This is a genomic window from uncultured Aquimarina sp. (assembly GCF_947492405.1).
GTDB lineage: Bacteria > Bacteroidota > Bacteroidia > Flavobacteriales > Flavobacteriaceae > Aquimarina.
In genome coordinates this window covers 286,132-313,085 of record NZ_CANLMP010000007.1, presented here as the reverse complement: position 1 = coordinate 313,085, position 26,954 = coordinate 286,132, and the positions used below count along the sequence as shown (strand labels likewise).

17 protein-coding genes are annotated in these 26,954 nt (G+C 32.4%); 5 read left to right on the top strand and 12 right to left on the bottom strand.

Translation table 11 applies throughout. The annotated features are described in order from the left end of the window. Nucleotides 1-23: 23 nt before the first annotated feature. The 6 genes from Q0829_RS22950 to Q0829_RS22925 form a co-directional block, all read right to left on the bottom strand. On the bottom strand, nucleotides 24-983 hold the full coding sequence (locus tag Q0829_RS22950; RefSeq protein ID WP_298547321.1) for an OmpA family protein: 960 nt from the start codon (nucleotides 981-983) through the stop codon (nucleotides 24-26). A gap of 274 nt (nucleotides 984-1,257) precedes the next feature. After that, on the bottom strand, nucleotides 1,258-2,022 hold the full coding sequence (locus tag Q0829_RS22945; protein WP_298547319.1) for an exodeoxyribonuclease III: 765 nt from the start codon (nucleotides 2,020-2,022) through the stop codon (nucleotides 1,258-1,260). 42 nt (nucleotides 2,023-2,064) lie between these two features. Then, nucleotides 2,065-5,454 carry a CHAT domain-containing tetratricopeptide repeat protein gene (locus Q0829_RS22940; RefSeq protein WP_298547317.1) on the bottom strand — a complete coding sequence of 1,130 codons (3,390 nt, stop codon included), beginning with the start codon at nucleotides 5,452-5,454 and terminating at the stop codon, nucleotides 2,065-2,067. Between the two features lie 69 nt (nucleotides 5,455-5,523). Further along, complete coding sequence (locus Q0829_RS22935) at nucleotides 5,524-8,565, bottom strand: CHAT domain-containing protein (RefSeq protein WP_298547314.1); 3,042 nt, start codon at nucleotides 8,563-8,565, stop codon at nucleotides 5,524-5,526. 125 nt (nucleotides 8,566-8,690) lie between these two features. Continuing rightward, complete coding sequence (locus Q0829_RS22930) at nucleotides 8,691-9,119, bottom strand: cytochrome c oxidase assembly factor Coa1 family protein (RefSeq protein WP_298547312.1); 429 nt, start codon at nucleotides 9,117-9,119, stop codon at nucleotides 8,691-8,693. A 50-nt stretch (nucleotides 9,120-9,169) separates the two neighbouring features. Beyond that, nucleotides 9,170-9,835, bottom strand: a complete 666-nt coding sequence (locus Q0829_RS22925) for an ATP-binding cassette domain-containing protein (protein ID WP_298547310.1) — start codon at nucleotides 9,833-9,835, stop codon at nucleotides 9,170-9,172. Between the two features lie 443 nt (nucleotides 9,836-10,278). Between Q0829_RS22925 and Q0829_RS22920 the strand changes: the two genes are divergently transcribed. After that, entirely contained in the window at nucleotides 10,279-13,695 is a 3,417-nt protein-coding gene (locus Q0829_RS22920) for a hypothetical protein (protein WP_298547308.1), read from the top strand. Nucleotides 13,696-13,743: 48 nt separating this feature from the next. Then, nucleotides 13,744-14,112 (top strand): hypothetical protein, encoded by a 369-nt coding sequence (locus Q0829_RS22915; RefSeq protein ID WP_298547306.1) that lies wholly within the window; start codon nucleotides 13,744-13,746, stop codon nucleotides 14,110-14,112. Here Q0829_RS22915 and Q0829_RS22910 read toward each other — a convergent pair. The 3 genes from Q0829_RS22910 to Q0829_RS22900 form a co-directional block, all read right to left on the bottom strand. Further along, the gene (locus tag Q0829_RS22910) at nucleotides 14,109-17,090 is read right to left on the bottom strand and encodes a GEVED domain-containing protein (RefSeq protein ID WP_298547304.1); all 2,982 of its coding nucleotides are present in this window, start codon (nucleotides 17,088-17,090) and stop codon (nucleotides 14,109-14,111) included. The genes Q0829_RS22915 and Q0829_RS22910 overlap by 4 nt on opposite strands. A gap of 288 nt (nucleotides 17,091-17,378) precedes the next feature. Continuing rightward, nucleotides 17,379-18,914, bottom strand: coding sequence for a glycine--tRNA ligase (locus tag Q0829_RS22905; protein ID WP_298547302.1), 1,536 nt, complete (start codon nucleotides 18,912-18,914; stop codon nucleotides 17,379-17,381). Nucleotides 18,915-19,060: 146 nt separating this feature from the next. Then, nucleotides 19,061-19,942: a hypothetical protein gene (locus Q0829_RS22900; protein ID WP_298547300.1), complete on the bottom strand. Its 882-nt coding sequence runs from the start codon at nucleotides 19,940-19,942 to the stop codon at nucleotides 19,061-19,063. 78 nt (nucleotides 19,943-20,020) lie between these two features. On the opposite strand from Q0829_RS22900, the gene Q0829_RS22895 reads away from it, so the two are divergent. Further along, the gene (locus tag Q0829_RS22895) at nucleotides 20,021-20,701 is read left to right on the top strand and encodes a phosphoribosyltransferase family protein (RefSeq protein ID WP_298547297.1); all 681 of its coding nucleotides are present in this window, start codon (nucleotides 20,021-20,023) and stop codon (nucleotides 20,699-20,701) included. A gap of 59 nt (nucleotides 20,702-20,760) precedes the next feature. Next, entirely contained in the window at nucleotides 20,761-22,374 is a 1,614-nt protein-coding gene (locus tag Q0829_RS22890; protein ID WP_298547295.1) for an Ig-like domain-containing protein, read from the top strand. On the opposite strand, the gene Q0829_RS22885 is transcribed toward Q0829_RS22890, so the two are convergent. The 3 genes from Q0829_RS22885 to Q0829_RS22875 form a co-directional block, all read right to left on the bottom strand. Continuing rightward, entirely contained in the window at nucleotides 22,361-23,149 is a 789-nt protein-coding gene (locus Q0829_RS22885; protein WP_298547293.1) for an amidohydrolase, read from the bottom strand. The two genes, Q0829_RS22890 and Q0829_RS22885, sit on opposite strands and share 14 nt — an antisense overlap. 47 nt (nucleotides 23,150-23,196) lie before the next feature. After that, complete coding sequence (locus tag Q0829_RS22880; protein WP_298547291.1) at nucleotides 23,197-23,661, bottom strand: hypothetical protein; 465 nt, start codon at nucleotides 23,659-23,661, stop codon at nucleotides 23,197-23,199. 125 nt (nucleotides 23,662-23,786) lie between these two features. After that, nucleotides 23,787-24,422, bottom strand: coding sequence for a MarR family transcriptional regulator (locus Q0829_RS22875; protein WP_298547289.1), 636 nt, complete (start codon nucleotides 24,420-24,422; stop codon nucleotides 23,787-23,789). Between the two features lie 117 nt (nucleotides 24,423-24,539). Here Q0829_RS22875 and Q0829_RS22870 point away from each other — a divergent pair, with 117 nt between their 5' ends. Next, nucleotides 24,540-26,897 carry a TonB-dependent receptor gene (locus tag Q0829_RS22870; protein ID WP_298547286.1) on the top strand — a complete coding sequence of 786 codons (2,358 nt, stop codon included), beginning with the start codon at nucleotides 24,540-24,542 and terminating at the stop codon, nucleotides 26,895-26,897. Nucleotides 26,898-26,954: the final 57 nt, after the last annotated feature.

The following is a 26,954-nucleotide window of genomic DNA, read 5'->3' as shown; positions in this document are numbered from 1 at the left end:
TTTTTTATACATTATATTCACTGTTATATATCGTTCAACAATTTAGATATTTCATCCAACTTAGGGGTCAAGATTACCTCTATTCTTCTGTTCTTTGCTTTACCCGTTGATGTATCATTTGATGCTACTGGTGAGTATTCTCCTCTACCAGCGGCTGTAAGATTCTGTGCATCTATTTGATTATTCTCCAATAATAAGTTTACAATCGCCGTGGCTCTTTTGGTAGATAGATCCCAGTTTCCTGTTAACTGTCCATTTCCGGTATACGGAACATTATCGGTATGACCTTCTATCAATACAGCAATATCAGGGTTCTCTCCTAACACAGATGCTAACTGCTTAACAGCCTGTCTTCCTTGCGTTCCTACAGCCCAACTACCAGAATCAAATAACAATTTATTCTCCATAGAGATATACACTTTACCATTTCGTTCTTCTACGGTTAATCCTTTGCCTTCAAAATTTCGCAAAGCTTTAGAAATAGCAGTTTTTAATGCTTGCATCTTGGCATCTTTTGCAGCAATCAGCCCTTCTAGTTCATCCACTCTTTTAGAACGACTATCTAAATCTCTCTGCAGTTTTTCTAGTCGATTGCGTTCTACAGCCAATGTTCTTTCCTTTTCTTCTAACTGAGATAAAAGTTCTCTATTTCTCTTATTATTTGCATTTAGTGCAGCTGCACTATTTTTTCCTAACGCGTCATAGGAGTTTTTTAGATTTTCATAATTAGCTGAAAGCGCATCATACTTTGTTCGCAATTCATCTCGCTCTATACGAGTTTTTTCATATTCATCATTAAGCTGATCCATAGCCAACTTATCTGCCTTGCTAGTTTTTTCTAAAACCCTGAATTTATCCTGCAATTTGCGATTATCTCTTTTTAATCGAGCGTATTTACTCTCTAATTCCTTATGTACTTTAGAAGAAACGCAGGAGGTAGTAAATAATCCGATGAATACTATTATTGCAATTCTTTTTATCATATTTTTTATTTTTCTTAATTAAAAAAATGTTAGCTCGAGTATTCTATCATAGTAAAATGAAGATAAAATGTACTCTGACAAGCTCATAAGAGCTATCAACAAAGCTTTTCAATACAAAACACTATTCTCGATACACTGTTTTGTTCCTCACAGTGCTCCAATTGACGTGTTTTTTGTTTTCATATCAGTCTGAGCTTGTCGAAGACTAATTAACCAAAATACACTTCGACAACCTCAATGTGACGATTTAATTCGATAATTCGGTATACTATTTTCACAATTTCAATTCCACCATGATCGGGCAATGATCACTATGTTTGGCATCTGATAAGATAACGGCTCTTTTTAGTTTATCTTGCAATGGTTTTGCTACCATTCCGTAATCTAATCGCCATCCCTTATTATTTGCTCTCGCATTTGCTCTATAGCTCCACCAAGAATAATTATGAGGTTCTGAGTTAAAATGCCTAAATGAATCTATAAAACCGCTTTCAATAAAATTACCAATCCATTCGCGCTCCACTGGCAAAAATCCGGATACATTTTTATTACGAACTGGATCATGAATATCAATGGCCTCATGACAAATATTATAATCCCCCAAAATCACTAAGTTTGGATGAGATTTCTTCAACTCGTTGATATACTCCTGAAAATCATCCATAAACTTTAGTTTATGTTCTACTCGTTCTATATTAGAACCACTTGGCAAATAGAGACTCATAATAGAAACTCCGTTAAAATCGACCCTTAGATTACGACCTTCCTGATCCATATAGTCGATTCCGGTTCCGTATTCTATATGATCAGGGGCTGTTTTAGATAAAACCGCAACACCACTATATCCTTTTTTCTGGGCACTATACCAATAGTTATATTTATATCCAGCTTTGGCAAAAACATCCAGTTCTAGTTGTTCTTTATTGGCTTTGATTTCTTGTAAACAAATCACATCCGGATCTGCTTGCTGTAACCATTCTATAAATCCTTTTTTTAACGCTGCTCGGATTCCGTTTACGTTGTATGATATTATTTTCACTTATTTGTTATTTTATTATTATTTGCTATTCTAACACACCTCTCAAGACAGGAATGCCTTAGCACTGACCTCACTAGAGGAACGCTTTTTTCTATACCAAAACAAACTTAGTAATATCAATGCTAAAATGCCAATACCAATCCACCAATATAGATGATTGTTATCTTGAAACTGAATAGCAGTAGTATCTCCTAACAAGTAAAATCCTCCCCAATAGTATGGGTGATAGGTTTCTTCGCTTGTTGTTGTTAGAAATTGTAGTTTTGCTTGTTGCAAGGCTTCTGCCTTATTTTTTCCTTCTTTAAGGTTGGTGTAAAAATATTCCATGATCTTGGGTGTAGTTTCATCAGATACTTCCCAATTAGTGAGCAATAAACTTTTAGTTCCAGCGTATTGGAATGCATTTCCTAAACTCATGATCCCTTCTCCTTTGGCGATTTTACCGGTTCCTGTATTACAAGCACTTAATACTGTTAATTCTGCAGGAATATCTAACGCAAATAGTTCGTGACTGTACAGGTAGTTATCTTCTATTGTATCCTTACTTTTGGTAAAATAAAGCTTAGAGTTTTCTGGACGTTCGTTATCCACATCTCCGTGTAATGCTAAATGTAAAATGTCATAGGCTCCTGCGTGCTTTTTAAAATTCTCTTCTGTAGCTTCTGATCCATAAAAGTATTGTCCATCTACAATATTAGCAATTGCTTTAATCTCTTCTCGAGTTCCCGGTAAATCCATACTCGAATTTCTGAAAGTTTTTAAACTCACATTTCGTGTGGCAGAAGTATTATCTCCACTAGAAAAAGAAAAGGCCAAACATTCTTGTTCTTCTTTAGAAACCGATTCCTCTCGCATCTTATTCCCGAACAACAATGTAGCTGAATTAGCATACGAAATAGCATATTCTTTAAGAAGATATGGCCAAGTCCTAGGATTGTTAGAAATTTCTTCTTCTGTAAGTAATAAATCAAAATTAAGATGCCATAATGGACCATCGGGAACTATGATTAGTTGATTACCTACTAATTTATTTTTTATTGGAGTAATTAATGTTTGGTACAATTGATATGAAATTTCTTGATATTGCTCATAGTTTTTAGTCATAGAAGCGCGAAACTGCTCAATTTGCTCAATAAGTGCTGGAGTTGATAATTCTTTTACCGCAATCTTATTTTTTGAAATCGTAAATGCATAGGTTATACTATCTGCGGTAAAAAACTCTAATAGAGTAGTTTTCTCGTCAAGTTTTTGTTGGATATCTGTGACTGAAACAACCTTATTATTATACTTTAATTGATGGTACTTTGGATAGTTTGTTTCTAAAACTTCTGTAAGTGAGTCTTGGCTTTTAGAGATATCGAAAAGTTTACTTTCATAGCCCATCATTTTTATAGAATCTGTTTGTTCTTTAGATAATTCTTCATTAATTCTGGATTGATAATATGCTTTATCAATTCTTACTTCTTTTTCTAATTCCACAAGATTTTTTGAAAGTCCAGAAAATTCTTTGGCGCTAGATTCGTTTAATAAACCCTTTAAAGTATTAGACTTGCTTTTTTCTGAATAATAAAAAGCTTGATCCAGCATTTTTTTATCTTTCCTTTTCTCAATTAACAATTTTGTTTCTATAGCACCCTGATATGCTTCTTTAACTTCCTTAGATAATACTAATCTGTCCTTATAATTGTTTAAACCTTCTCTAATATGAATTATCATAGGTAATCCTTTCTGGTAAAGAATATCACTGTTGTTTAGGTCATCAACATTGTTTTTTTTAATATATAATGCTTTATGACTCTTAGCTTTACCAACTATCGTTGAAAATAACACTGTTGAAAACGAATTATTTAGTAATTCCCTGTTATTTACTTTATCAATGTATTTAAAACCTAATTCAAATGCTTTATTAAAAAAAATAATTGCATTTTGATATTCACCTTTATTAAAATAAAGGTTTGCAATAGTATTATAACAATTGATAATTAAGTAATCACTTTTATTTAGCTTGTTTTTGTAGATATTTAGTGCTTTAATATAAGCTTTAAGTGCTGAATCATATTCTCCTTTCTTTAATTGTAACCCCCCGATATAAAGGTAATTTGTTGCTACATAAATATTTTTATCTCCAATTATTTTAGATCTAATATTTTTGGATTTTTCTTGATAAACTAAAGCCATATCAAACTCTCCTTTTTTACTATAAATTCTTGCAATATTTATATAATTACGAGCAATCTCAGGGTGCTCTTCACCAAAATTATTTATATTTATGTTTAGAGCTCTTGAAGCACATCGTAACCCTTCATCAAGTTCATCTAAAAAGATATATGAAATAGCCATATTATTATAAATATCTGCCATCAAAGGGTCTTCTTCTTTTAAAAAATCTTTGCTTATGGATAATGATTTTTTTAAGCCTAAAAGTGATTTGTTAAACAAACCTTCTTTTACATATAAATATGAAATATTATTATAATATTTTGCCATATCTGGGTGATTTTCTCCAAACAACTCGGATCTTATTTTTATAGCTTTTTCTAAATATTTTATTGAACCTTCAAAATCACCTCTTTTTTCTAAAACTTTACTTATATTATTATAGAAAGCAGCTACATTAACATGATTTTCACCTGAAACTTTCAACTGTATTGCCAAAGCATTCTTGTAATAGGAAAGAGCTTGATCATCCTCACCAAGTCGCTCATAAATAGTCCCAATATTATTATAATACCCTCCAACTTTTGGGTGATTAGCTCCTAGTTCACTTATCTCCAATAATATTGCTTTTTTCATGAATTCAATAGATTCCTTATACTCCCCTTTTATATAAGAAATTCTAGCCAAATTATTATATGAATAACCAATATGTGGATTGTTTTTCGAACTATCTATTTTAATTGCTTTGTCAAATTCACTTCTAGCTTTGTCAAATTCAGCTTTTCTTGTATATATTTGACCTATATTGTTATGGGATTTAGAAATGCCTAAAATATATTCTTTTATAAGAAAAATTCCCTGTGCCTTTTCAAAGTATTTTCTAGCGTTATCTAAATCCGCCTTTTTTAAATAGTATTGACCGATGTTATCATAAGCACTTGCTTTTTCAAGGTTGTTTTTACCCAAATAATTATCACATACATCTAGTGCTGATCTAGCAAAGTTTAATGATTCTTGGTATTTTGAATACTCAAAATAAGTTTCAGAAATCTTATTATAACACCCTGCAACCCGTTCCCAAGCATTCGCTCTTTCATAAATAGGTAATGCTTTTTTAAAATATACAATGGAGCTGTCTAACTTTCTTTCAGTTAACAAAGAATCCGCTTTCTTAAAATATTGAGAAGCTAGCAATGTATCTTGCAGAGTTTCTGTTTGAGAAAAAGAAAAGCTAGTAACAAATAAAAAGAAGACGATGGTTTTTAGTGGGTTCATGTGGGTGGGTTTAAAAGATAGATGTCCAGTGTATGATACAAAAACAAATATACTATAAAGAACACATTCTTAACCTCTACTTCGACTCGGCTCAGTACAAGTCTCAAGAGGGGAACTCTTCTTTCTATACCAAAACAAACTTAATATGATAACTGCCAAAATACCAAACCCAATCAACCAATAGATATAATTATTATCTTGAAACTGAATGGCTGTGGTATCTCCAACCAAATAGAACCCTCCCCAGTAAAAAGGCTGAGTTCTGTTTAAATCACTGGTGTTTAGATATTGTAATTTTGCTTGTTGAAGTGCCTTTGCCTTATTCATTCCTTCCTTGAGATTCGTATAGAAATATTTCATTAACTCTGGAGTGGTTTGATCCGATACTTCCCAACTACTTAACAATAAACTTTTAGTTCCTGCATATTGAAAAGCGGTTCCTAAACTCATAATACCTTCTCCTTTCGCTATTTTTCCTGTTCCCGTATTACAGGCACTCAATACCGTTAACTCTGCAGGAATATCTAAAGCAAACAATTCATGGCTATATAAAAGGTTATCTTCTATAGTATCATTATTTTTTGTAAAAAAGAGTCTGGAGTTTTCTGGTCGTTCGTTATCTACTTCTCCGTGTAAAGCAAGGTGCAGAATACTATAATTACTAGCATTTTTCTTAAAATTAGATTCTATTGCCTCTGATCCGTAAAAATACTCTCCATCGATAATATCCGCAATGGCTTTGATCTCTTTACGAGTTCCTGGCAGATCATCACCTGTATCTCTAAGGGTTGCCAGACTCATTGTTTTAGTATCCATAACATTCGAACTATCAGAAAATGAAAATGCTAAACATTCTTCTTGTTGTTTAGATCGCTCTTCGAGGTTTTTATCTTCAGAAAACAGCAACGTAGCAGAATTGGCATACGAAATCATATATTCTTTGACTAAGTATGATAGTTCTTTTGGATTATTAGAAGCATCCTCTTTACTCAATAGCAAATCAAAATTAAGATGCCATAGTGGCCCATCGGGCACAATAATTAATTCATCACCAATAATTGCATCCTTTACAGGTGCCATCAATTGTTCATAAAGTTGGTGTGCAGTGGCCTTATAAGTTTTGGTATTTTTATCTACAATAGCAGCTCTTAATTCTTGTATTTGTTCTGTAAGTTTTGGAGTAGATAATTCTTTAACAGCCATCTTATTTTTTGAAACAGTAAAAGCATAGATAATACTATCTGAAGTAAAAAACTCAAGTAAGGTTGTGTTATCATCCAATTTTTTCAGGATTTCAGCTACGGAAATCACTTCATTCTGGTATTTTAGCTCATAATATTTAGGATAGTTTTTTTCTAAAACCTCGGTTAGAGAATCTTGGTTCCTAGAGATATCGAAGAGTTTATTTTCATAACTAAAAAATTTTGAAGAGTCTATTTCTTTTTTGACAAGTTCTCCATTTAGTTTAGATTGATAATATGCTTTATCAATTCTTAAATCTTTTTCTAATTTTACAAGATCTGTTGATAGTCCTGAAAAAATTTTGGCGTTAGAATCATTCAACAAATCTTTTAACGTATTGGACTTGCTTTTTTCGGCATAATAAAACGCTTTCTCCAAAATTTGCTGTTCCTGTTTTTCTTTAAAAAATAACAATTGAGATTCTATTGCATTTGAATAAATTTCTTTAACCTTTTTGGCAAATGATATTTTATCCTTATAATTATTAAATGATTGACGAATAAAATCAACAGTTACATCTGTTCTCTTGAATAACTTAAGACTAAGAGATAGGTCCTGCGTATCATTGTTTTCGATATATCGCTGTTTTAATATTTCAGCTTTACCTTCTAATGTAAATAGCAACATATTTGAATTCCAATATTCACTTGGATCAAACTTATCTTGATCGAAGAAATTTTTTCTGAATTTAGAATTTATATACAATGCGTCATTGTAATGACTCAAGGCTTTTTTGTATTCCTTTTGCTTAAGATAAACTTTGGAAATATTAATATGATTTTGTAAAACAATTTGATTTTCTTCACCAGTTATATCTTGAAGAATCTTTAGTGATTTTTGATAATTTATTAAAGCTGTATTATTATCTCCTTTTTTTATATAACTAGTTCCTAAATAGGAGTATGAACCAGCTACCGAACGATGATTATCTCCTAAAGTTATCAAATTTATGTCTAAGGCTTTCTTATGATACTCTAAAGCTTTATTATAAGCTTTTTGATTTTCTTTAATAACACCCATATTATGGAAAAGTACAGCTATGGAAGTTCGATTTTCTAAATACGACCTATTATATCCTGACAATGCTTTTTCATAATAATTTAATGCTTCAGAATATTCTTCTTTTTCCAAAAAAATTGTTCCAATATTATTATTAGCATAAGCTATAAGGGTAGGATTATCTATTTTAATGAAAATATTAAGTGCTTTCTTAATATTTTCTAATGCTGTATCATTCTGAAATAGGTCATAATAACTTGTACCGATATTAAGATAGGCATATCCAACATATCTATGGGTTTCACCATAGGTGTTAATCCATATTGTTAAACTCTTGTTATAATAATCAATTGCTTTTTCGTACTCTTTTTTTTCGTAATATATAAGACCTATATTATTATAGTTCTGGGCAACCTTTGAATGATTACTTCCTAAATCTTCTATCCTAATTGTTAATGATTTTTCATTAAATTCTATAGCTTTTTTATAATCTGAAAGGTGAAAATAAAGAGATGCAATATCAGAATAATTATGTGCAATCTCTAAACGTTCTTGTGGATCCAATTTGATCAATATTTCTAATGCTTTTTTTACACTTATAACAGCTTCTTTAAATTTATATTTCCGCTTTTGGTTTTTTGATATTTTATTATAACACCCAGCAACTCGTTCCCAAGCTTGTGCCTTTTCATAAATAGGTAATGCTTTGTCAAATAATTCAATAGATTCGTCATATTTCTTATTCTTTAACAAAGAATCCGCTTTCTTAAAATATTGAGATGCTAGTAATGTGTCTTGTACAGTTTCTGTTTGAGAAAAAGAAAAGCTAGTAACAAATAAAAAGAAGACGATGGTTTTTAGTGGGTTCATGTGGGTGGGTTTAAAAGATAGATGTCCAGGGTATGATATAAAAACAAATATACTATAAAGAACACATTCTTAACCTCTACTTGGACCAAGCTCAGTACAGGTCTCAAGAGGGGAACTGACTTTTGCTATTTATTACCCAAAACTTCAATTATTTTCCTTGGTTTTTTGGTTCGGATTCTGATGATTTGGTATTCCCAAATGCTGTTGTCTCTATTTGCTACAATATCCATCTTACCCTTTTGCTTTGATCCTTTGATTCCTACTGTAATGATTGCTTTATCTGCTTCGTTATATCGCACTTCTCCTTCCAGAACTTCAAAAAAACTTATGGGTTGTACCTCTCCTAATAAGGCTATTACTCGCTCATCATCTTGTACCAAATCAAAAGCATTATCGTATACTGCTGGATCTATTATTGCCCTGGTAAAATCTCCAATTGGTTTCCCTAAAAATGTTAGTATAGTTAAAATAAATCCAAATACTAGCGCTAAAACTACTAAAACCCAACTTCTATTTTTAGACCACCAACTTTTTTTATGTATATAATCGGTCATAGACTCCTACTTTATATTAAAAAATTTAATTCTTTATAGTTTTCTCAAGTTTAACGTGATCTAAGATATCTATGAGTTACTAGATCTGTTTTATTTTGAATAGCTATCAAATCACCCTCTTTTATTAATAAATTTCTATCCGTAATATCCAATACATCTTCATAATAATGATCTGTAATGATAATTCCTTTTTTCTTCTTAATAGATAGTAGTAACTCTTTTATCAACTCCTTATAAGAAGGTTGAATCATTGAAAAAGGTTCATCCATCATTAAGAATTGATGCTCTAAATGCGAGAGCAATACAACTTCTAAATACCTCAACTCTCCTAATGATAGTTTTCCTGCTCTTCGGTTTTCTATGCTGTGTATTCCTTTTGTATAAAATATTTTATCCTGATCCTCTCCATTGGGAAATAGTAAAGGAATAATATCTCTTACTTTTTTCTCTTTTGGCACAAAAGAATCCTGAGAAAGATATCCTATTCTACCATCTGCTATTACCTCTTTAGGCTTTATCGTTTCATCATCTATACTAATATGTATTGCATTAGATCTCATTGTTCCAAAAATACATCGTAGCATCGTAGATTTTCCTGTTCCGTTTCTGCCAAAAACCCCAACAATTTCGCCCACACCACATTGCAAAGTAACCTCATTTAGAATGTTGTTTTTACCAAATGATTTTGTTAGATCCCTAATAAAAAGATGGTTCATATTTTAGAATTAAAAAAAAGTTAAGAGTAAAAACAGGAATGGCAATGATATAAACACATTCATAAAAAACACGTTTATGGTAAGCTCTGATTTTGTAAATCCAAGATTAGCATACATATAATATTCGTTATTTTTAAAGGTTTTAAAGCCCTGTAATCCTACCCAAATACCTACTGTGTTAAACAAAAATATACTCCAATACATTCCGCTGATCAAACACATGAAAAGGCAAAATACTAGGTTGAACAGGTTTACATCACAAAAGAATTTAAAAATCGCTCTATAATACATTCATGAAATTTTGATAAATTGATAAAACTTAATGCTACTTTTATCGTTATTGCTATTATAAAAACCTTTCCAATCAATAGTTGTTGCACAAATCATAGTAATTTAAGGGATTAACACTATCTCTGTAAGTGAAAAAAATTAGTTTTGTATCGATGCGCATTTTTACGGTTTTAGGTTTTTTATTATTCTTTAGTACTAGCTCTTTACTTGGGCAAGATACTTCTGGAAACTTCAGAAGTAAAAAAGTGCGTGTTACTGATACTATCCGTATTGATTCTGTGAGTATCAATTCTTTTGATTTTAAATTACTTTCAAAACAAGGTGTTACAATCGATAGTACATTGTATAAAGTTAGTTTTGAAAATGCTTCAGTTATCCTATCACCACAACTGAAATCACAAAACGATTCAATTACCATACAGTATTATCGTTATCCCGATTTTTTGACTAAAAAATATTTTGAATTTGATCCGTCGATTATAGTAGAACAAAACGGTGATCTGCAGAAGCTGTATAGTTTATCTGAAGCAAACAACAATAAAGCGTTTACACCTTTTGATGGACTTAGCACCAATGGAAGTATCTCTAGAGGAGTAACCGTAGGTAGTAATCAAAGTACGGTTTTAAATTCTGAACTGGATCTACAAATTTCTGGAAAAATAAGTGATAACATATCGTTACGAGCTTCTATACAAGATGCAAATGTACCCGTACAACAAAGTGGGTATTCTCAAAATCTTGATGAGTTTGATCAGGTTTTTATCGAATTATACAGCAAAAACTGGAACGTTAGAGCTGGTGATGTACAATTACAAAACACCACTAGCTACTTTAACAGATTTACCAAAAATGTACAGGGAATATCCATCAATGGAACATTAAACCATCCAGAATCTAAAACCGGATTATTTGCTTCAGGAGCTTTGGTAAGAGGAGTTTTTACCAGGAGTCAGTTTACCGGACAGGAAGGAAATCAAGGACCTTATAAACTAACAGGGCCCAATGGAGAATTGTTTATTCTTATAGTATCGGGCAGTGAACGTGTTTATGTAAATGGTTTATTACTGGAAAGAGGAGAAAACAAGGATTATATTATTGATTACAATGCTGGAGAGGTACGTTTTAATCCAACTTTTCCGATTACTTCTGATATGAGGATATCAATAGAATACCAAACTACAGAACGCAATTACTCCAGAATCATCGTTTATGGTGGAGCTGAACATACTAGCGAAAAACTGAAAATAGGAGCTTTTATATATTCAGAAAATGATGCAAAAAATCAACCTTTACAACAAAATTTAAGTGATCCACAAAAAGAAATTCTATCCAATGCCGGTGATGATATTACACAGATGATTTCCCCATCTGCCGTTCCTGATGTATTTAGCGAAAACAAAATTCTCTACAGAAGAGATATCCTTAATGGACAGGAAGTTTTTGTGTTTTCTAATAATCCAGAAGACGAATTGTTTAACGTTCGATTCTCATTAGTGGGCGATAATCAAGGTGATTATATTGTAGGTGATGTTACCACAATTAGTCGAATTTTTGAATATGTAGCTCCCGTCAATGGTATACCACAAGGTAATTTCGCTCCTGTAATTCAGTTAGTAGCTCCTACTAAACTTCAGACAGCCGTAGTTCAGGGATCTTACATCCCAAATGAAAAAACAACCATTGGGTTCGAAATTTCTGGAAGTAAAAATGACTTGAATCTTTTTTCAGATCTGGATGATGATGATAATGATGGAGTAGCAGGAAGACTTCAACTGAAACAGCGTGTTTTTTCGATAGATAGTAGTTGGGCAATGAATGCATTTGCCAATGGAGATTATATTCAGAAAGAATTTAAGAGTATAGAAAGAATCTATAATGTAGAATTTAATAGAGATTGGAATTTAACTAATCCTTTAGGAAATCAACAGTTTTTTAAATCAGGTCTGGAGATACTTCATCCTAAAAAAGGATTTACTCGATATTCTTTTCAGCATCTTAATTTTTCAGAAAACTATAATGGTAATAGACATTTGTTAAATACAGAACTTAGATTAAATAAACTAGGCGTTTCTTTACATTCAAGTTTATTAAATAGTAAAAATGCTGACTTAGATTCAAGGTTTTTCAGAATCTATAGCATACTAACTTATAGTTTTCCTAAAAACTGGATTGGAGCTAAAATAGCAACTGAAGAAAATAAAGAGATTAATTTAAGCGACCAGACTTTTACCCTAAATACACAAAGGTTTAAATCTTATGAGGTTTTCAGTGGGGTAGGAGATAGTACTAAAATTTATGCTGAAGTCGGATATAGACATCGTATCAATGACAGTGTAAGGAATAATCTTTTGGATAAAGTAAGTACCTCTAACACCTATTTTTTAAAATCTAATTTACTAAATACTGCCAACACACAATTATCCTTGTTTGTAAACTACAGAACACTAAATAATGAAGATCAAAATCGTGATACCGAACAATCATTAAATTCGAGATTGTTATATAATCAGAAATTCTTTGCTGGTAAAATCAACTGGAACACTGTTTTTGAAACCAATAGTGGAACCTTACCTCAGCAAGAGTTTACATATGCGCAGGTAGATCCAGGACAAGGAACTTATACCTGGAATGATTATAATGATAATGGAGTTCAGGAATTAGAAGAGTTTGAAATTGCTCAATTTACAGATGAAGCCATCTATCTGAGGGTATTATTGCCCAACCAACTTTTTGTAAAAACCCATCAAAATCGTTTAAGTCAAATTATTACTTTAAATCCTCTTTCCTGGTCTGGGTCAGGAAATAAGATAAAAAAACTTTTATCTCATTTTTATAATCAAACGTCTTATATCGTAGATAGAAAAAACCTACGTGATGATACTTCTTTTGACATTAATCCCTTTAGAAAAGATGATAATGAACTAGCTCTAAATCTAAGCTTTAGAAACACCCTATTCTTTAACCGTGGAAAACAGCGATATACTACTTCTTATACTTTCCTTTCTACTAAAAACACAAACTTACAAGTTACGGGTCTTCAGGAAAATATTATAAATAGTCATCAATTTACTTTTGCACACAAAATGGCAAAAACATGGCTTTTTGATCTAAAAAATGAATTTATAGAAACCGAAAGCGTTTCTGAAAACTTTAGTAATAGAAATTACCTCTTAGAAGGTTATAAAATTGAACCTAAGTTATCCTACTTACTTTCTCCACAAACACAGTTTAGCGTCTTCTACCTCTTAAATGATCAAGAAAATATTTCTGGAGAAGAAGCATTAGCTCAACAAAAATTAGGAGTTTCTTTTGCATACGCGAATAAGCAACAGGTATCAATTACTGGTGAGTTTAATTATTTTAATAATGAATTTGCAGGAAATGCTTTTTCACCAGTTGGATATCAACTGCTTAATGGTTTGCAACCTGGTGACAACTATACCTGGTCCGTTTTAGCACAAAAAAAATTAACCAAGTATCTCGATCTTAACATCTCATATTTAGGTCGAAAAAGTGAAACGGCTAATACAATTCATACCGGAAGCATACAACTTAGAGCATATTTTTAATACTGCCTTTAAGACTTATTCTTATCTTTATAAAACAAATCAAAAATTATGAAAGGCCTCCTGAAAATTTCTTGCTTAGCAATCAGTATTTTCCTGTATAGTTGTAACACCACCAAAGGAACTAATGAAAAAGCGGTTAACGATGACACAAATGATTCCAAAGCTATAAATTCGCAAAAAATGGTTGAAAAAGGGTTTATTAAAGGCACACTATCTACTAATAAATCTAAAGGTTGTCCTTATATCCTTACTGTAGAAAAATACACAGACAAACTAGATCCAATAAATATTCAGGATTTTTTTAAAACCGATATGCCAGAAAAAGTATGGGTTAAATATAGTGATCTACGAATGAATAGTAGATGTAATGAAGCGAGACCCGTTTCTATACAAGAAATAAACAAGCGTACGGATTAATTTACAGAAAATTTAGCTGATTTCCCTGTCTTACTTCCACCAAGACGAACAAAATATATTCCTGTACTTGCGTAAGACATATCTAGCAAATATGTAAATCTGCTATTGGCATCTTTTTCTACCAAGTTGGAAACTATTGTTTTTCCAGTTATTGTAAATACACTTAGTCTGAGGACATTATTTGCATTTGCATCACTCATAGTGATTAAAAACTGATTATTCGGCTGACTAATCACCATAAGGTCAGAATTAGGATTCGTATTCTCTCCTATTTCTACGGTATAGTCGTGTGTAGTACCAAACTGCATAGACCCACAGGGATCATTAAGATCTGCACCATTATTGGTATTGGTATCACCAGCCCTAACCCTTAGTAGATGTGTTCCTAATGTAGCTTCATTACCCAAAGCAAAGAGAAAAGTTTGATTAACGTTTTCTTCTGCTATTACTTGGTTGCTAATAATCAATTCTTCATCTTCAAAAATGGTGTCGTCATCAAAATCTATCCATAAAGATAGTTGTTCTGAATCACCCTGAGCAAAACCTACTTGAACTGTTAATGTATATACCCCTATGGATCTATCTAGATTTATGACCATATTAGTAAAATCATCATAGCCATTTCCACACTCGATATTTCGATTTGAGATATTGGATAATTCAAAAGATGACAATCCATCTCCAAATCTTAAACAATCGGACGTAGGTGAACATAATCGATGCTCGATTACTCTATTTATTGCATCATTATTAATATCCTCATCTATTGTCAAAGAAGTTCCTATCTGAAATGTATAGCTCGCAAATTCAGATAAATCTGCGGTTGTTGTAAATGTATACTGGGCAGTTTCTCCAACAGCAATAGTTCCTGTAAATGTTTCATTTACAACTGTTCCACCATCAAGTGTATAAAAAACTGGAATATTGGATTGAGGAGAACCTCCATAATTTCTGATAGTTATTGTAATAGCTTCTGCAGACGAAAGACCTCCTCCAGATACAGGAGATACTAAACTAATGGCTCCTACATCATTTGGTAATAAATCAGAAACCTCTTTAGTTATACAATCATTTTCCGGCATGACATCACCAACTTGGTTTGTTTCTGCGACAATGAAAGAAGTACTATTGCCTGTTAAATTTGCAGTGGTATTAAAAGTAAATGACGCTGTTTGACCTGCTCCAATAGAGCCTGTAAAAATTTCATTAACAGAGGTTCCTCCATTAATAGAATAACTTATTGGAATGTTACTCTGCGTAGTATTTCCAAAATTCTTAATCGTTACAGTAATCACTTCAGAAGTAGTAAAAGTAGCATCGTCTGGAGCATCAATACTGATAACGCCTACATCATTTGCCACGTTTTCTGCAATTTTGAATACGCCAACAATATTTCTAGCATTGTCCCCTGTACCCTCAAAATACTCTGCAATATGCCAAAACGTTTGATCATCAAGTGGATCTACAGTAATCTGTGCATAATCGCCATAACGATTTCTCGTCGTTATACTTACATCAGTACCTACAGCTATCGTTTGTTCTGCAAAAGTCATAGTCCCTAAGGGATCATTTGCTAATCGTCCAGTATATCTAATAGAACCAAAACTATCTGTATTTGCGCCATCAGCTACAGTACCAATAGTGGTATAACCCATTCCGATATTTCCAAAAACATCCATAATCATGCTTGCGCACCAAGCACTTTTACCGCCAGGTGAGGTATATGTTCCTTCCTGAAATACGGACCAAGGCTGATCATCGCCATTTTGACGGAGTTCATACCATCTAATTCCAGATATATTATCCGAATCTAATCTATCATCAATATCTATCGGAAAATTTAATACCACAGAATTATAACTACAAAACCTTCTATAATTGGTTGCATACATTACAGTACCCTGTAAAACATCAATATCTTGGCCATCTCCAGGTTGCGGTAGGTTAGCAAACGAACCTCCATCGAATGTAGAATCAAAAGGAGTTACATTTCCGTTGCTAACATTTAATTCTTCCGCTTCAGTAATCGTAGATTGTTCGGGATTAATCCAATCTACATTAATTGTCCATAATTTTAGTGCATCTTGGTTGACTCCTTCCCATTCATCATCCTGAAAATAAATGATCTTTGCATTTCCTGCCGGAGGAAGAGAACTTCCTATTGCATTAAAAGAAGCTGGACTATAAAACCTTCCAACTATAGCTCCAGGTAACGGGAAACCAATCATTTGGGCTGTATCGACACCTGTTAGCATTTGTTCTCTATCGATAACATATACTACCTCACTTGTCATTTGTTGCCCCTGATCTTTATTAGCTGTTACATAATAGCCATCTGACCAAATTGAAAATTTAGTATAATCCGGAAAACTACCTGTATTAAAACGATACGTATACCATCCATCATTAACTGGGTCTGGTCCTTTACAAACTGCCACTAAAAAACCATTAGGAGTCTCACTAAACTGTGTTATTACAAATCGATCTGCAAAATTATCATAAAACACAATCGGATCTCCCAAGGATTCTCCTGGAAAAATATTAGTCAAAGAGGTAGAAGGCACTAAAACATTTCCGTTTCTATCATAGATTGCAAACGCAAAATTTTTAGCCGTTATGTAATGATTAGGTCCTATTGCTCCTGTAGGGTCTGATGGAGAAAAAGAACTGGAATTAGCTTCAAAAATCAATGAAGGAGTTCTATTAGCTCTAGTATTACTAGCACTTTTTTGTTTTAATAATAAAGGATCTTGTCCCTTTGGTAATCCTTTACCAGGTACAATTTTATTAGCACCAGTTCTCTTAGGATTCACTTCTCCTTCTCTAGTTTCTTCTGAGATCAACTTCTTACCCTTCAGTGGTTCTACATCTTTCATATAACTAGAAGAAGTAACCAAAGTAGCAGTCATGGTCTTTTTACTTTGAGAAAAACCAACTACACAGAAAAACAAAAAAGAAAAGAAAATTATCCTTTTCAATAGCATAAGAGAATTTTTAAGATGAGAATTATCTCGATTTTTGGTCTAAAATACAATTAAACTTCAAAATATGGTAAAAACTAAACACTTAATCTATACTAATAACGCTAAACAAAAGAGTTTTCTTACAATTGAAACCTTCAAATTTCTTAAGATTAAAAAAGTATCACCTACCAAGTATATAAATAAACAGCTAAACCTCCATAAACCCTACCAAACCTAACAATTACCTTCTTCTCAAAACAAAAAAAGCCGCTTATAAAGCGGCTGATTATTACTATTGTTATCCTATTTTAACCAAAACTCTGGATCTACTTTTTCAGAAATAATAGATTTAAGCTCTGAAATTGGAACACGTTTCTGCTCCATAGTATCTCTATCTCTTATCGTCACTGTTTGATCATTTAAAGTATCGTGATCTACCGTAATACAAATTGGAGTTCCTGCGGCATCTTGTCTTCTGTAGCGGCGCCCAATAGCATCTTTCTCATCATACGCCACATTGAATTTCCATTTAAGATCTTCTACTATTTTCTCTGCAACTTCTGGTAATCCATCTTTTTTAACTAGTGGAAGAATAGCTGCTTTTACAGGTGCTACCACTGCTGGTAGTTTTAATACCACTCTACTAGATCCATCCTCTAGCACCTCATCCTGTAAAGCTGTTGAGAATACAGCAAGAAACATTCTGTCCAATCCTACTGATGTTTCTACAACATAAGGCACATAGCTCTCCTTTAATTCTGGATCAAAGAATTGTAATTTTTTACCAGAGAATTCTTCATGCGCTTTTAGATCAAAATCAGTCCTAGAGTGAATTCCTTCCAATTCTTTAAACCCAAAAGGAAAATTAAACTCTATATCTGCTGCAGCATTTGCATAGTGTGCTAATTTATCATGATCATGAAAACGGTAGTTTTCTTTTCCTAAACCTAATGATAAATGCCAGTTTAAACGTGTTTCTTTCCAGTGTTCATACCATTTCATTTCTTCTCCCGGACGCACGAAAAACTGCATTTCCATTTGTTCAAACTCGCGCATTCTGAATATAAATTGTCTTGCTACAATCTCATTTCTAAATGCTTTACCTGTTTGAGCAATTCCAAAAGGAATCTTCATTCTACCTGTTTTCTGAACATTCAAGAAGTTAACAAAGATACCTTGTGCTGTTTCTGGTCTTAAAAACAAATCTGTAGCAGATTCTGCAGAAGCACCAAGTTTAGTACCGAACATCAGATTAAACTGCCTAACATCCGTCCAGTTTTTAGATCCTGTATCGGGATCTGCAATACCTAATTCTTCTATTAAAGCTTTCACATCGGCCAGATCTTCATTTTCCAAAGATTTTGCCATACGCTTTAATACTCTCTGTTGTTCTGAAAGATATTTTACTACTCTTGGATTGGTCGTGGTATATTGTTCTTCATCAAAAGAATCTCCAAAACGCTTTTTAGCCTTTGTAATCTCTTTTTGAGCTTTTTGGTATTGTTTCTCAGCATAATCCTCTAACAACACATCGGCTCTATATCTTTTTTTAGAATCTTTATTATCAATAAGTGGATCACTAAAGGCATCTACGTGGCCTGAAGCTTTCCAGGTTGTTGGGTGCATAAATATTGCAGCATCTAGCCCTACAATATTTTGATTCATATGCACCATACTTTTCCACCAATATTCTCTAATGTTCTTTTTAAGCTCAGCTCCATTTTGTCCGTAATCATATACTGCACTCAATCCATCATAGATCTCACTAGAACCAAAAATATACCCGTACTCCTTAGCATGGGCAATCACCTTTTTAAATTTATCTTCTTGATTTGCCATGGCGCAAAAATAACTGAATTTACAAGAATTGAAAACGAATTTATTTAATTAATGATCGGATAAAGTAATTTCTGACAAAAACACAAAAAAACCACCATATTACTACTAACATGGTGGTTCGGTATATATGTTTTGAAAAATTATTCTTATTTCAATTCAAATTGTGTATTAGAAATCATTCTAGGACCAGAGAATAAGTTTACTACATAGTTTCCTTTAACTAACTCTCCATCGGCAGCATCTACTAAAACACAAACATCTAAAGCGTCATTTTCATAAAACACTTTATTACGCCCACTGTATGTAAGAACTGCATCATCAAAATTTATCGAAACTTTATCTCCTATAAGATTATTTTCAGGATTAATCACCTGAACAAATAAATCCTTATCTCCTTTTTCGGTCAATTTATTAGGTGATAAAGTGAAACAAACTCTTACTTTTTCGGCTCTACTTGATCTTGATGTTGTAGTAATCTTACCACTATTTCTTACTCTAACACCTTCTGCTTTGATCCCAGAAGCTTGTAAAGCAGATCCTCTTTCTACAATTTCCGCTAATTTGCTATTCTGGTTCGCTAAAGAATCAGAGAATACAATTCTTTCTGATAAAGCTGTATTCGTACTATCTAGATCTGTAGCCAACTGAGCATTAGCCGTTGTTAAACTATCAGCAAGTTTAAATAGTCTTTCACGTTCTTTTTTCAGTTTACTTACTTCTCTTCTATATCTTGCGATCAATGCTACATTAGCATCATAGTCTTTTAAACTATCTAATAAAACAACAACACGCTGCTTTTCTTTTAGTAAATGATCATCCATTACTTCATTCAGAGCAATAGCATTATCATATTTTGTTATTAATTCTCCTAATTCACTTTCAATTAAATCCTTTTCCTGTTGCAAAATTGCTTTTTCTCTCTTTTCTTCGTTGTAAAACTTATACGTGAAGATCCCCAGAATTAATAAAAGAGCTCCCAGAACACCAATTAGTATCTTAAGGGTCAAGTTATTGTTTTGAGTTGTCATAATAAATTTCTAATTTTTGATGGTTACGTTAAATAGTAAATTTAGTTAAATATAATAATTAATGTTAATTGACCTAATATGTTAAGCGACTTAGCTTATTTATTCTATCCTATATATTGTGCCGCTTGTGACAATCCTCTATATAAAAACGAAAGGATCTTATGCACTTCATGCAGACATAAGCTCCCATTAGGTAATTTTCATAAGGTAAACGCTAAAAAGATCGAAAAAGTATTTTATGGGCGAGCCAAAATAGAAAATGCCACCTCATTATTGGTGTTTGAAAAGGATAGTTTAGTGCAAAATCTGATACATAATCTTAAGTATAGAGGTAGAGAAGAAATAGGTCAAGAACTTGGTATTTGGCTAGGACAGGAACTAACTCAATTATCTGAATATCAATATATTGATTCTGTAATCCCTGTACCTCTCCATCCGAAAAGATTGAGAGAAAGAGGCTTTAACCAAGTAGAGAAATTTGGGAGGGAAATTGCTAAAAAACTAGATGCAGAATACATCGATATTGTTTTGAAAAAAAATTCCTACAATGAAAAACAATCAAAAAATAGCCGTTTAACTCGTTGGATAAACACTTCTGAAACATTTGGAATACAAAATGAGTCCTTATTGATAAACAAACATATATTACTTGTAGACGATATCGTAACCACTGGAGCGACTTTAGAAGCCTGTATTCAAGTTCTTAAATCGATCCCAGGTATTAAAATAAGCATTGCTACCATGGCTATCACTATATAGATTTTTTGTTTGTTATAAATAGTCGTTTCTTTGTGTCTTTAAAAAATTGTAACGGAGCTATGTATAAAAGATCCTATACGTTATTGTTAACTGCTTTTTATTTAATCTTGATTGTTAGTTGTGCCAAAAAAGGTACGATAACGGGAGGTGAAAAGGATGAAATTCCTCCAAAGTTTGTAAAGGCAATCCCGCCTAATTTTTCAACCAATTTTAACAGGAATGAAATTCGGATTTATTTTGATGAGTACGTTAAGCTAAAGGATGCACAAAAACAAATCATTATATCCCCTCCTATGGATCCCAAACCAGAGATAACACCTTTAGGAGGCGCCAGTAAGTATCTGAAAATTAAATTTTTAGACACTTTATTAGAAAACACCACCTACAGTATCAATTTTGGTCAAAGCATCGAAGATAATAATGAAGGAAACGCTAATCCATTTTTTAAATATGTTTTCTCTACTGGAGATTCATTAGATTCGCTTAGAATACAAGGTACTGTTGGAGATGCATTAGAAAAAAAAGCGGATCCTTTTATAACAGTTGCACTATATGAAATTGATGAAAACTACTCTGATTCCTTAGTTTTTAATGAGGTCCCTAGATATATAACAAGCACTTTAGACAGTATTAATTTTGATTTAGATAATCTAAAAGAAGGTAAATACAAGCTAATTGCTCTAAAAGATGTTGCTACGAACTATACCTATCAACCAAAACAAGATAAAATTGGTTTTTATGAAGAGATTGTAACACTTCCTGCGGATACAGCAAAAGTCTTTAATATAGATCTATTTAAAGAAATTCTAGATTTTAAAGCATTAAAACCAAAACAAGTATCAAAAAACTCTTTTGTTTTTGGATATAACGGTATAGCAGATTCAATGAAGATCAATTTGGTAAGTAACACTCCTGAAAATTTTGAAACTAGAATCTTTCCAGATAAAACAAAAGATACGCTGCATTATTGGTTTAAACCTTTTTTCGAGGCAGATTCATTGATTTTCGAAGTAACTAACAGTAAAAATTTCCGAGATACATTGATAGCGAGGTTTAAAGATCAATATAAAGACTCCTTAAAACTTACGAGTAATATAAAAAGAAGTCTAGCTTTTAATCAAGATTTCACTCTTTTATCCAATACTCCTCTAGAAACCATTGATGAAAAACTAATCTCATTAACTGATAAAGATACGTTAAACGTACCGTTTTCAGTGAAATTGGATAAAATTAATAATGAAGCAATATTTACTTTCGAAAGAACAGAAAGTAATACCTATACAGTGCAATTGTTGCCAGAAGCTGTTACCGATTTTGTAGGTAATGTAAATGATACTATTAATGTTAATTTTAGAACTACAAAATTGGCTGATTATGGTACAATATTTTTCACCCTGCAAAATGTAAAAGAATATCCAGTTCTAATTCAGGCGACTGATGAAAAGGGAGTATTTATTGACGAAAAAGTAGTAAATAAAGAAGAGACAACCATTTTTGATAATTTAGATCCCGGAAAGTATAATCTAAGGGTGATTTTTGATACTAATAAAAATGGAAAGTGGGATACTGGAGATTTTCTAAAAGGAATTCAGGCAGAAAAAGTAGTTTATTACCCTAAACCCATAGAAGTGAGGGCGAATTGGGAATTAAAACAAACGTTTATTTTGGAGTAATCCGAAAGTTATCCGCATCCTCTAGAAAAGGTAATTTTTTACGAGTATTTTCGATATGAGTTTTATCTAGAGTTGCATATAATATCTCCTCTCTTTCTATTGGATTTTCTTGTAAAACAGAATTTCCCAATACATCATATATAGCAGAATGACCATTATATTCATATCCTTTTCCATCAAGACCTACTCGATTTACACCGATGCAATATGACATATTCTCAATAGCTCTTGCTTTTAGAAGTGTATCCCAAGCATTTACTCGTGGCTTTGGCCAACTAGCTACATAAAGTAACACATCATATCCTGAAGTATTTCTTGCCCAAACAGGAAATCTAAGATCATAACATACTTGTGGTTTAATCTTCCAACCCTTATATGTGATAATTACCTCATCATTACCTGCCGTAAAAACTTCTTGTTCTTTAGCCAGCGTAAATAATTGGTGTTTATCATATTTCTTAATGCTCCCATCGGGTTTTACAAAAAGAAAACGATTAAAATACGCTTCGGCATCTTTTATAATAACACTTCCCGCAATAGCGCAATCTTTCTCTTTAGCTAACTTTTGTAACCATGCTATGGTATCTCCATCCATAGTCTCGGCAACTTCAACAGCATTCATCGTAAACCCGGTATTGAACATCTCTGGTAGAATAATCAGATCTGTATCATTCGGTATGGATTTGATTTTTTGTTCAAAGACTGCTCTGTTTTGGATTGGGTTTTCCCATGCTAAATGAGATTGAATTAAGGCAATATTTAAAGTAGTATTCATAGTTTAAAAATAATGAAATCCTAGATTCTTAAAAAGAACACCACGAACTATTCTTCTTCGTCAGCAATAACAATATTGTCAAAATGAGCTGTCTTCTTTTTAGAAGAAATGGTGATTTTGTTTATTTGAGATTTTTCAATTTTATCAATATCCTGTTCTTCAATAATAAAATCTATTTGAGTGACACTTCTATTAGATACATTGGAAAAGTCAGATTCTATTTCTTGCATATCCGAAACTAGATTTAATTCAAAATTTCTTCCTTTAATCAAAAGATTCGCTCCCTTCCATGTTTTAATATGAAAACTCCCTAAAACAATTGTTTTTATATAATAATAACCAGCTAACTCCACAACATCCATGTAGATTTCATTTAATTCAGAAGAAGCAAATCGAGTACCTTCAACTTTAATAATAATATCCTCGGTATAAGTATCCACATGCAATTTTTCCATAGCTCTTACATTACCAAGAGCCGCTTGCACTTTTAGGATAGAGTGTTTTAAATTCATAATTAAGGTTTAGATACCAAAAATAACTTTTCATTTGGAACGATAAACATACTGATTTAGATTTTACACGTTTAATTCATTAGAATATTACAACTAAGATTTTTAAAGATTAGATTTATCTTACTTTATACAAAATACTTCTCCCTAATTATTTCTAAATCTTTTTCTTCTTCCAGATAGATAGGTAAATGAAAATCATCTAATTTTTTCAAAGTATTCAATAATGATATCTGTTCATTTTCTGTTAGACAACCGCTTACTACCTTTGCAGCTTTGCTTGCTTCGCCATATGCCATAATTACATGCTCTTCTCCTTTTTTTGTAAGACGCAAAAGTTTACTTCTTTTATCATCAGGATTTGGAAATTGTTCTATAATTTCATTTTTCAGAAGTCTCTTAATCACCTCCATTCCAGAAGATTTATCATACACCATTTTTCTTATTAAATCCGTTTTTCCTATCTCTCCCGATCGATGAAGAATCGCAGTAAAAGCAAAATCCATATCAGTAGTAAATGGCAAATCAACTAATGCCGATTTAATATATGTATTAGAATATCTACTTAACCTACCAATGTGCGCGGCTATTTCTGCTTCTCTACTATGCCCGGTAATAGTATAATTTTCCGAAGCACTAGTTTGATCCATACGCTTAGATAACCAATTTGCAAATGATTTTAAATGTATATCATTACTTTTTCGCTCATTTACAAACTCTCCTACTAGATCTATCAACTGCTTAATTAATTCGTAAATCTTCATTAAAACTATTTTTTAACACCAAATTGTGTAAAATTATTATTATATAATACTTATTTGTTTAATATTTGCATCAAAAAATTAAACAAATGTGTTTTAAAACACCTTAAACCTACTGTCATGAATATCAAAAATACTGCTTTAATACTTTCTTTGCTATTTATAAATCAGATACGAGCTCAAGTATATGGGGAACTTTCTGGTAATGTTATAGACCAAACAGGTCAGCCTGTTCTAGGTGCTTCTATTCTCATTGAAGGTACTGAAAAAGGCGCACAAACAGATTTTGATGGTAATTATCGCATCGAAAACATTGTTCCTGGTTCCTATAATCTGACCGCCAGTTATATTGGTTTTCAAACGCAAACAAAATTTAATATCATTGTTAAATCAAAAGGAACTCCTGCTTATAACTTTGTTTTAAAGGAGGCTGCAGAATCTTTAGATGAAGTTGTAATTAGTAACGTAAATAGAATTAGTCGACCAAAAGAAACACCACTTTCCATTCAAACGCTCTCGGCAGTCGAAATCGCCACATATCCAGGAAGTAATAATGATGTAGTGCAAGTTGCTCAAACACTTCCAGGTGTTTCTCCTTCCATTGGTGGTTTTCGTAATGATTTGATAATTCGTGGTGGTGCTCCAAATGAAACTGTTTACTATCTAGACGGAATGGAAGTACCAAATATTAACCATTTTAGCACACAAGGAAGCTCTGGAGGTCCAGTGGGCCTTATCAATGTATCTTTTATAGACAATGTCACCTTGTCTACTTCTGCCTTTGGTGCCCAGTATGACAACCCGCTTTCTGGTGTATTACAATTCAGTCAACGCAAAGGAAACAACAAAGGTTTTAGTGGTAATTTTAGAATAAGTGCTAGTGAAGCAGCACTAACATTAGAAGGACCTCTTTTTAAAGGAAAGAACAATGAAGAATCAAAAACCACATTTTTAGTATCTGCGAGACGAAGTTATCTTCAATTTTTATTCGAAGTGATCGGACTTCCTTTTAGACCTAATTATTGGGATTATCAATATAAAATAAACCATAAGATCAATGAGTACAATGATATCAGTCTTATTGGTTTAGGATCAATTGATGACTTCTCTGTAGAATCACCTGAGGATTTTGATGCCGAACAACAAGCTCAATTAGAGCAAGCTCCATTTATTGACCAACGCACTAATGCCATTGGGGTATCCTGGAAAAATAGATTTAAAGATGGTTCTGGTTTTATGGAAACTACCCTAAGTAATAATACATTAATCAATAAGTTTACCCGATATGAAGATCCTGAAAACGAAACTGGCGTAATTTTCAGCAACGATGCCACCGAATCTGAAACGAAACTTAGGTATCAATTAACGAAGTTTTTTGGTGATTGGAAATTAACCACAGGATTTAACGCACAATATTCTGATTATAGTAACGAAACAATAAATCTAACAGATAATAATATTTTTAATACAGAGATTGACTTCTTTAAATATGGTCTATTTGCAAATATGACGAAATCATTTTTTAATGATAAGTTAGATCTATCGTTTGGTTTTAGAATGGATGATGATAGTTTTACAGAAGAGGATAATTTACTCTCCACATTCTCTCCCCGATTCTCTTTTTCATACCAATTTAAAGAAAATTGGAGACTAAATGGTTCTTTAGGAAGATACTATAAAATACCTCCATATACCATCTTAGGCTTTAGAAACAATGATAATACACTTATAAATCAAGATGTAGAATATACAGTAAGTAATCATTACGTTTTAGGACTGCAACACGATTTTAGTCCTTCCTCAAGTATCTCTCTAGAAGGATTTTACAAACGTTATGATGATTATCCAGTTTCTGTTTTAGATGGGGTGTCACTTGCTAACAAAGGAGCAGATTTCGAAATATTAGGAAGTGAGGATGTTGCCACAGTTGGTAGGGGAAGAAGCTATGGGGCAGAACTTCAATTTCAGCAAAAGCTTTCTAACAATTTTTACGGAATTTTTGCATATACCTGGTTTCATAGCGAATTTACTGGTTTTGACCGAGATACATATCTTCCCTCAGTATGGGACAGTCGTCATCTAGTTTCATTTACCGGAGGATATAAACTAAAACGAAATTGGGAAATAAGTGCCAGATATCGTTTTGCAGGTAAAACTCCTTTTGTACCCACAGACCAAGATGCCACACTTGCCAATTATCCAGAAGTTATATTAGACTATGATCGGTTAGGTGAAGAAAAGTTAGATGTTTTTAGTCAACTTGATTTACGAATTGATAAAAAATGGAATTTTAAAAATTTATCTCTAAATGTATTTATAGAAGCACAAAACATATTAGGTCAGCAAGCTCCACAACCTACTCAATTTGGACTTACTCGCGATACAAGTGGAGCGATTATAGAACCTAGAAGTTTAACCGAGATAGAAACAGAAACCGGTCAAATTATACCTAGTATTGGAATTGTTATAGATTTTTAAAAGACTAAAAAGATCACAAATACATCCTGCTTTTTTAATAAATAGTAAAGGTGGTGT

Coding starts and splice junctions, on each gene's coding strand:
- Q0829_RS22950 (WP_298547321.1), bottom strand. CDS start 983: ATGATAAAAAGAATTGCAATAATAGTATTCATCGGATTATTTACTACC.
- Q0829_RS22940 (WP_298547317.1), bottom strand. CDS start 5,454: ATGAACCCACTAAAAACCATCGTCTTCTTTTTATTTGTTACTAGCTTT.
- Q0829_RS22935 (WP_298547314.1), bottom strand. CDS start 8,565: ATGAACCCACTAAAAACCATCGTCTTCTTTTTATTTGTTACTAGCTTT.
- Q0829_RS22930 (WP_298547312.1), bottom strand. CDS start 9,119: ATGACCGATTATATACATAAAAAAAGTTGGTGGTCTAAAAATAGAAGT.
- Q0829_RS22925 (WP_298547310.1), bottom strand. CDS start 9,835: ATGAACCATCTTTTTATTAGGGATCTAACAAAATCATTTGGTAAAAAC.
- Q0829_RS22920 (WP_298547308.1), top strand. CDS start 10,279: ATGCGCATTTTTACGGTTTTAGGTTTTTTATTATTCTTTAGTACTAGC.
- Q0829_RS22915 (WP_298547306.1), top strand. CDS start 13,744: ATGAAAGGCCTCCTGAAAATTTCTTGCTTAGCAATCAGTATTTTCCTG.
- Q0829_RS22905 (WP_298547302.1), bottom strand. CDS start 18,914: ATGGCAAATCAAGAAGATAAATTTAAAAAGGTGATTGCCCATGCTAAG.
- Q0829_RS22900 (WP_298547300.1), bottom strand. CDS start 19,942: ATGACAACTCAAAACAATAACTTGACCCTTAAGATACTAATTGGTGTT.
- Q0829_RS22895 (WP_298547297.1), top strand. CDS start 20,021: ATGTTAAGCGACTTAGCTTATTTATTCTATCCTATATATTGTGCCGCT.
- Q0829_RS22890 (WP_298547295.1), top strand. CDS start 20,761: ATGTATAAAAGATCCTATACGTTATTGTTAACTGCTTTTTATTTAATC.
- Q0829_RS22885 (WP_298547293.1), bottom strand. CDS start 23,149: ATGAATACTACTTTAAATATTGCCTTAATTCAATCTCATTTAGCATGG.
- Q0829_RS22880 (WP_298547291.1), bottom strand. CDS start 23,661: ATGAATTTAAAACACTCTATCCTAAAAGTGCAAGCGGCTCTTGGTAAT.
- Q0829_RS22875 (WP_298547289.1), bottom strand. CDS start 24,422: ATGAAGATTTACGAATTAATTAAGCAGTTGATAGATCTAGTAGGAGAG.
- Q0829_RS22870 (WP_298547286.1), top strand. CDS start 24,540: ATGAATATCAAAAATACTGCTTTAATACTTTCTTTGCTATTTATAAAT.